A 7,105-nucleotide genomic window follows, 5' to 3' on the forward strand; every position below is an offset into this window, starting at 1 on the left:
CCACTACTCCAGCAGGCTCCCCATGTGGCCGTCGTCGATCCGTATCGGCCAGAAGTGCGTCTCGGACGCGAAGGCCTCCGGGTCCAGGGCGCGCAGGGCTTCCTCGGCCGCGCAGTCCAGCAGCTCCCGTGGGTGGAAGACCTCCCAGGGCACCGGGGCGTGCCGGCCGTCCCAGCGGCTCCGGTCGGCGCGGAGGCGCTCGTGCGTCCAGAGCACGAAGAGCAGGGCCGAGACGTCCTGGTGCAGGTATGCCGCGGGCTCCCCGTCGTCGAACCAGGACGGGAGTTCGAGGCGGCCGGTGGCACCGTCGAGCGCGATGGTGAAGTCGTACAGCCAGTGGGCGAAGGCGAGGAACTCGCCCTGGTAGGCGCGGTGGTGCTGTTCCTGGCCGTCCTCCGGCTCGAAGGTGTCCGGGAAGGTCTCCACCATGGTGAGGAGCGGACCCACCGGGTCGATCGCGAGCATCCCCCGGTCGGAGAGCGGCAGACCGAGCGAGCCGAGCAACCGCCGTGTCGGGAGGTGGCTGAGCTCCTCCGGCAGGTCGTCCTCGTGGAAACGGCGGACGGTGCCGCGGGTGAGCGCCGCGAGGTCCTCGACCAGGGACGCGTCGATGGCGTAGCGCAGGCCGTCCGGCTCGCCCGGCAGCGCTCCCCAGGCGAGCGCCCGGACCCGCACCGCCGTCTCCCAGTGCGCCGGCCGGTCGTCCGTCCGCCGGAACAGCTCCGGATCGGCCTGGCGCATCCGCTCCAGGGAGATCCTGGCGGCCTCGGCGACCGTCCCCGGACCGCGCGGCTCGAACTCCTCGCCCTCCTCGGGCTCGTACGGCTCGGCGGCGGCCCCCGTGACGGCTTCGACCTCGATCATCAGGGCGACCAGCGACTCCAGTCCGCTGGCGAGCAAGTCCCGCCGGATGGCACCGGAGTGGTCCAGGCACGCCAGGTACACCTCGCCGGAGGCCCCGTCGAGCAGCACGTCCGCGAGGTTGCCCCCGAACCGGTCGTAGTACCGCGCCTCGCCCAGCACGATCAGGCCTGCGGCGTCGTCGTCCTCCTCGAACCCCTCGTACCAGCCGGCCGCCGTCCGCAGGGGCTCGAGCCAGGAGGCCTCCAGGTCCAGGTAGGCGAAGGAGCGGGGCAGACCTCCGGCGGCCAGCCGCTCGCGGCTCGGCCCGTGGGTGAGCCCGGCGGGCAGCTCACGGTGCGCCACCGCCTCAACACCCGCCTCCGCACCCGTCCCCTCACTCGTCTCCACCACTGCCCGCCCTCCTGCCCCGCCACCGCGACCGCCACCGCGACGGACGATCTTGCCTCCGACGCGCCCGACCATAGCCGACACCACTGACACTGATAGTGCTAACCGGGTCGGGCGCCCTCACCACCCCCGCCGCCGGACCGTCAACTCCGGCCCACCCCAACCGAAATGGCATGCACGCCACTAGCCAACCGTCCAGTAGCACCCCTACCGTCGACTTCCCGTGGCTTCGACGGAGGAGTCCGCCTTGCGCCTACGCCCCCACCCCCTCCGACACCCCCTCCGATCCCAGGCGGCCGCCGCCCTCGCGTCGGCCCTGCTCGTCACCGCCGCCCTGACCACCATCCCCACCGCGACCGCCGCCCCCACCGCGACCGCAACGCCCTCGACGACCGCCGTCGGCGACTACTGCGGCGGCCGCTGCAACGACATCCTGCCGCCCGGCGAGAACGGCAACGCCACCCTCGCCGACATCCTGCTCAACCGGATGTTCGGCACCCGCCCCGCCCACACCGACGACCAGCTCGGCCCCTACGCCGCGCTCGCCTCCGGCTACCCCGGCCTCACCGACGCCAAGCTGCGCGACTTCTTCGACGACGCCTCCTTCGGCGTCCTCGCCGACCAGGTCGCGAGCACCACCAGCCCGCGCCCGGACGTCACCATCGTGCGCGACAAGGCCACCGGCGTCCCGCACATCACCGGCACCACCCGCTACGGCACCGAGTTCGGCGCGGGCTACGCCGCCGCCCAGGACCGGCTCTGGGTGATGGACCTGTTCCGGCACGTCGGCCGCGGCCAACTGTCCGGCTTCGCGGGCGGCGCCGCCGCCAACCGCCAGCTGGAGCAGAGCTTCTGGCAGGCCGCGCCGTACACCGAGGCGGAGCTGCAGCAGCAGATCGACGCCATCGCCGCCCGCGGCGGCCGGGCCACCCAGGCGCTCGCCGACGCCAACGCCTACCTCGACGGCATCAACCAGTACGCCAAGGCGTCCTACGACGCCCGCACCTTCCCCGGCGAGTACGACCTCACCGGGCACATCGACCCGATCACCAACGCCGGGTCGATCGAGCCGTTCAAGCTGACCGACCTGGTCGCCCTCGCCTCCGTGGTCGGGGCCCTGTTCGGCTCCGGCGGCGGCAACGAACTCTCCTCCGCCCAGGTCAAGTCGGCCGCCGAGGCCCGCTACGGCAAGGACACCGGGGACGCGCTCTGGAAGTCGCTGCGCGAGGCCGACGACCCGGAGGCCGTCCAGACCCTGCACGACGGGCAGAGCTTCCCGTACGCGACCGTGCCCGCCCAGCCGCAGGGCGAGGCGCTGCCCGACCCGGGCTCGGTGGTGCCCGAGCGGATGGTCTACGACGCCACCGGCTCCGCCGGCACCGCGACCACCACGGCCGCCACCACGGCGAACGGCGTGCTGCCCGGCAACCTGCTCACCACCAAGCACGGCATGTCCAACGCCCTGCTGGTCTCCGGCGCGCACACCGACGACGGCCACCCGGTGGCCGTGTTCGGCCCTCAAACCGGCTACTTCGCCCCGCAGTTGCTGATGCTGGAGGAGATCCAGGGCCCCGGCATCAGCGCGCGCGGCGCAGCCTTCGCCGGCCTGAGCTTCTACGTGCAGCTCGGCCGCGGCCAGGACTACGCCTGGAGCGCCACCTCCGCCGGGCAGGACATCACCGACAGCTACGCCGTCCCGCTCTGCACCACCGACGGCTCGCCGGTCACCACGGCCGCCGACTCCTACCTCTGGCACGGCCAGTGCACGCCCTTCGACCGGCTGGAACGCAAGAACGCGTGGAGCCCCACCACCGCCGACTCCACCGCGGCCGGCTCCTACACCCTGGTGATGTACCGCTCGAAGTACGGCCTGGTCACCGCCCGCGGCACGGTCGGCGGCGCCCCCGTCGCCTTCACCTCGCTGCGCTCCACCTACCGCCACGAAGCCGACTCCATCATCGGCTTCCAGGAGCTCAACGACCCCGGAGCGGTGCACGACGCGGCGAGCTTCCAGCGTGCCGCGCAGGACATCAACTACACCTTCAACTGGTTCTACGCCGACTCCCGCGACATCGCGTACTACAACTCCGGCAGCAACCCGGTGCGCGCCCCGGGCGTCGACGCCGGACTGCCCGTACTCGCCCGACCTGCGTACGAGTGGGCGGACTTCGACCCCATCACCAACACCGCCCGGTACACCCCGGCGGCCGAGCACCCGCAGTCCGTCGGCCAGGACTACTACATCTCCTGGAACAACAAGCAGGCGGACGGCTACACCTCGGCCGGCTTCGGCAACGGCTCGGTGCACCGCGGCAACCTGCTCGACGACCGGGTCAAGGCGCTGCTGCGGAACGGCGGCAAGGTCAGCCGGGTCTCGCTCACCCAGGCCATGGAGAGCGCCGCCCTGGCCGACCTGCGGGCGGAGGACGTGCTGCCCGACCTGGTCCGGGTGCTGCGCAGCGCGCCCGTCACCGACCAGACCGCCCTCACCGCGCTCCAGCAGCTGGAGGCCTGGCTCGCCGACGGCGCCCAGCGGAAGGAGACTTCGGCCGGCAGTCACACCTACGCGGACGCCACCGCGATCCGGGTGATGGACGCCTGGTGGCCCCTGGTCGCCGACGGCGTGATGCGGCCGGGCCTCGGCGACCAGCTGTTCGGCGCACTGACCGGCGCCCTGCAGATCGACGAGTCGCCCTCCGGCGGGCAGACCGGCCCCGGCGGCGGTCCGGTGAGCGCCAACGAGTCCATCCCGCACAAGGGTTCGGCCTTCCAGTACGGCTGGTGGAGCTACCTGGACAAGGACCTGCGGTCCGTCCTCGGCGAGCAGGTGAAGGGCCCGCTGGCCCGTCCGTTCTGCGGCGGGGGCGACCTCACCGCCTGCCGGGGCGTCCTGCTGGACACCCTCAAGCGCGCGGCCGCCCAGACCCCGGCCCAGGTCTACCCGGGCGACGCGGACTGCTCGGCCGGCGACCAGTGGTGCGCCGACACCGTCATCCAGCGCCCGCTGGGCGGCGTGACGGACGCCAGGACCACCTGGCAGAACCGGCCGACGTACCAGCAGGTGGTGCAGTTCCCCGGCCACCGGTGAACCGGAGCAGCCCCCGCCGGACTGTCGGCGGGGGCTGCCATCATGCTCGGCATGAACACAGAAACGCTGCCGGCCCAGCCGGCAGAGGAGTACACCGACGATTACCTCGGGGACCGCCCGGAGGAGTTCCACCGCATCGGGGACCTGACCGTCGCCTCGGCGTCATGAACGCCGCGCGCCGGGTCAGGGCGTCCTCGACTGCCCGGCGGGCTCCACGCGGGACGCGACCAGCCGCTCGTCGTCCCGCAGGTAGCGGGCCTGGTCCCGGAGGCGCCGGCCGGCCTTGAGGTACACCGTGCCGCTGTCGAGCGTGGTCATCCGGTCGGAGGCGGCGTCGGTCAGCTCCACCACCGCCTCCACCAGCCCGGCGAGCGCGCCCAGCAGCGCCGCCTCCTCCGCCTCCGGGACCCGGTCCCGACCGCTCTCCCGGGCCTTCGGCAGCGCGTTCTCCCGCACCTGCCGCCGCGCCTCGCCGATCGCCTCGACCATCGCCCGCACGCCGCTGTCCATCCCGTACCCCTGTCCGTGCTCCGTCTCGGGTGTCCCCGTGGAGCCTTCCCGTCCCACCCGCCGCTTTAGGCCTGTCGGACACGCCATAGGACCAACCCGGCGGGCAACGACTCCGAACGGCACCTAGCGTGGGCCGGGGACCGCCCGCTCCCCCGCCGCGCCGAGGCCCCGGACCCGTACCCAGGAGGCACGCCGACCATGACCGAAAACCTCACCGAGCTCACCGGTGACTACGTCCTCGATCCCGCCCACACCCGGATCGGCTTCGTCGCCCGCCACGCCATGGTGACCAAGGTCCGCGGCGCGTTCCACGAGTTCGAGGGCAGCGCCCACCTCGACGGCGGTGACCCGACCCGCTCGACCGGCCAGGTGGTGATCAAGGCCGGGAGCATCGACACCGGCGTCGACCAGCGTGACCAGCACCTGCGCACCAACGACTTCCTGGACGTGCCGAACCACCCGGACATCACCTTCCGCACCACCTCCGTCGAACCGCGTTCCGACACCGAGTACCGGGTCACCGGCGACCTCACCATCAAGGACACCACCCGCCCGGTCACCATCGACTTCGAGTACACCGGCACCGCCGTCGACCCGTACGGCAACCAGCGGGTGGGCCTGGAGGGCTCGGTCACCATCAGCCGGAAGGACTACGGCGTCACCTGGAACGCGGCGCTGGAGGGCGGCGGCGTCCTGGTCAGCGACAAGGTCGTCCTGGAGTTCGACATCTCCGCCATCCGTCAGGGCAGCTAGTACGCCGGAGCAGCCGGCCCGCCCGGGCAGCTGACACGCCAGAGTAGCCGGCCCGCCCGGGCAGCTGACACACCAGGGCAGCCGGCCCGCCCGGGCAGCTGACGCGCCAGAGCAGCCCAAACGCCAGGCTCCCGAGCGCAGTCCGGAAACCACCGGACCCGGCACCGGCCGCGCGGCTAGTCTCCTGACATGGCAACAGCAGACTCCCTCGCAACCGGCCAGCGTTCCCTCGGTGACCCCGGGCTCGACTACCCGCTCTGGCCCCCGCTCACCGCGGGCTGCCCGCGCACCGGCACCGAGGACGTCGCCTACCCCGTCGAGGTCGACTACGCCTACGACAAGGTCGACCCGGCGAGCCTGTTCACCCCCGCCCCGACCCGTGGCGGCCTGGAGCGGTGGGCCCCGCTGCTGCCCCCGCTGCTCACGCCGGGCCTGGGCGAGGGTGCCACACCGCTGGTCGAGATCGAGCCCGGGGTGTACGTCAAGGATGAGTCGCGCAACCCCACCTGGAGCCACAAGGACCGGCTGAACCGCTGCACCACCAGTGCCGCCGTGGGCAGCGGCGCGCCCGGCATCGCGGTCGCCTCCTCCGGCAACCACGGCGCCTCGGCCGCCGCCTACGCCGCCCGCGCCGGGCTGCCCTGCGTCGTGTTCACCGGCCCCGACGTCCCGCCGAACGTCGACTCCTTCCTCAATGCCTACGGCGCGGTGGTGCTCCCGGTGCCGTGGGAGGCGCGCTGGCCGCTGCTGCGCCAGGTGGTCGACCGGCTCGGCCTGCACCCGGTCAGCAACCTGACCACCACCCACACCGGGCACGCGTACGGCCCCGAGGGCTACAAGACCGTCGCGTACGAGATCTTCCAGGACGTCGGCGTGCCCAGCGCGGTGTTCGTCCCGACCGGGTACGGCGAGCTGCTCTTCGGCGTCTGGAAGGGCTTCACCGAGCTGCGCCGCCTCGGCCTGACCGACCGGGTGCCGAGGATCCACTCCTGCGAGGCGGCGGCCTCCGGTCCGCTGGCCCGGGCGATCGAGCAGGGCCTCCCGGCCGCCCATGTGACGGTCGGCGCGAGCGACGCCTACTCGATCGCCTCCCCGGTGAGCGGCTACCGCGGGGTGGTCGCGGTCCGGGAGAGCGGTGGCCGGGCGCTGACCGTGGACGACCGCGGCCTCGCCGACGCCCAGCGCGAGCTGGCCCGCGCCGGCCTGTGGACCGAGCTGTCCGCGGCGGCGGGCCTGGCAGGGCTGCGCAGCCTCGGCGAGCCGGAGCTGTCGGACGGGCCGGTGGTCTGCCTGTCGACCTCCACCGGCTTCAAGGACCTGGGAGTCGGCACCCGCCGCACCGAGCCGGTCACCCCCGAGTGGGAGTCGGTCCTCCGCCGCCTGCGGGCCGCCGGGCTCGCGGACTAGGTGTACTGACCACGGAGGTTGGTGACGGGGTTCACGGTCGGGTGATCTTGAAATGAGTGAGGGCCTTCTGGCTCGGTGTGGATTGCGACATCTGCA

Annotated in this window: 5 protein-coding genes; 3 read left to right on the top strand and 2 right to left on the bottom strand. The window is 72.9% G+C overall.

Annotated elements, in window-relative coordinates:
* Nucleotides 1-3 precede the first annotated feature (3 nt).
* On the bottom strand, nt 4-1,254 hold the full coding sequence (locus tag ACZ3TI_RS27020; RefSeq protein ID WP_465730500.1) for an SUKH-4 family immunity protein: 1,251 nt from the start codon (nt 1,252-1,254) through the stop codon (nt 4-6).
* Nucleotides 1,255-1,498: 244 nt separating this feature from the next.
* On the opposite strand from ACZ3TI_RS27020, the gene ACZ3TI_RS27025 reads away from it, so the two are divergent.
* Complete coding sequence (locus tag ACZ3TI_RS27025; RefSeq protein WP_465730502.1) at nt 1,499-4,339, top strand: penicillin acylase family protein; 2,841 nt, start codon at nt 1,499-1,501, stop codon at nt 4,337-4,339.
* Between the two features lie 183 nt (nt 4,340-4,522).
* On the opposite strand, the gene ACZ3TI_RS27030 is transcribed toward ACZ3TI_RS27025, so the two are convergent.
* Nucleotides 4,523-4,849, bottom strand: a complete 327-nt coding sequence (locus tag ACZ3TI_RS27030; protein WP_465730504.1) for a hypothetical protein — start codon at nt 4,847-4,849, stop codon at nt 4,523-4,525.
* 198 nt (nt 4,850-5,047) lie between these two features.
* On the opposite strand from ACZ3TI_RS27030, the gene ACZ3TI_RS27035 reads away from it, so the two are divergent.
* Nucleotides 5,048-5,602, top strand: a complete 555-nt coding sequence (locus ACZ3TI_RS27035) for a YceI family protein (RefSeq protein WP_465730506.1) — start codon at nt 5,048-5,050, stop codon at nt 5,600-5,602.
* A gap of 189 nt (nt 5,603-5,791) precedes the next feature.
* Nucleotides 5,792-7,009, top strand: coding sequence for a threonine synthase (locus ACZ3TI_RS27040; protein WP_465730508.1), 1,218 nt, complete (start codon nt 5,792-5,794; stop codon nt 7,007-7,009).
* Nucleotides 7,010-7,105: the final 96 nt, after the last annotated feature.

The sequence above is a fragment of the Kitasatospora sp. NPDC023120 genome (genome assembly GCF_055560835.1).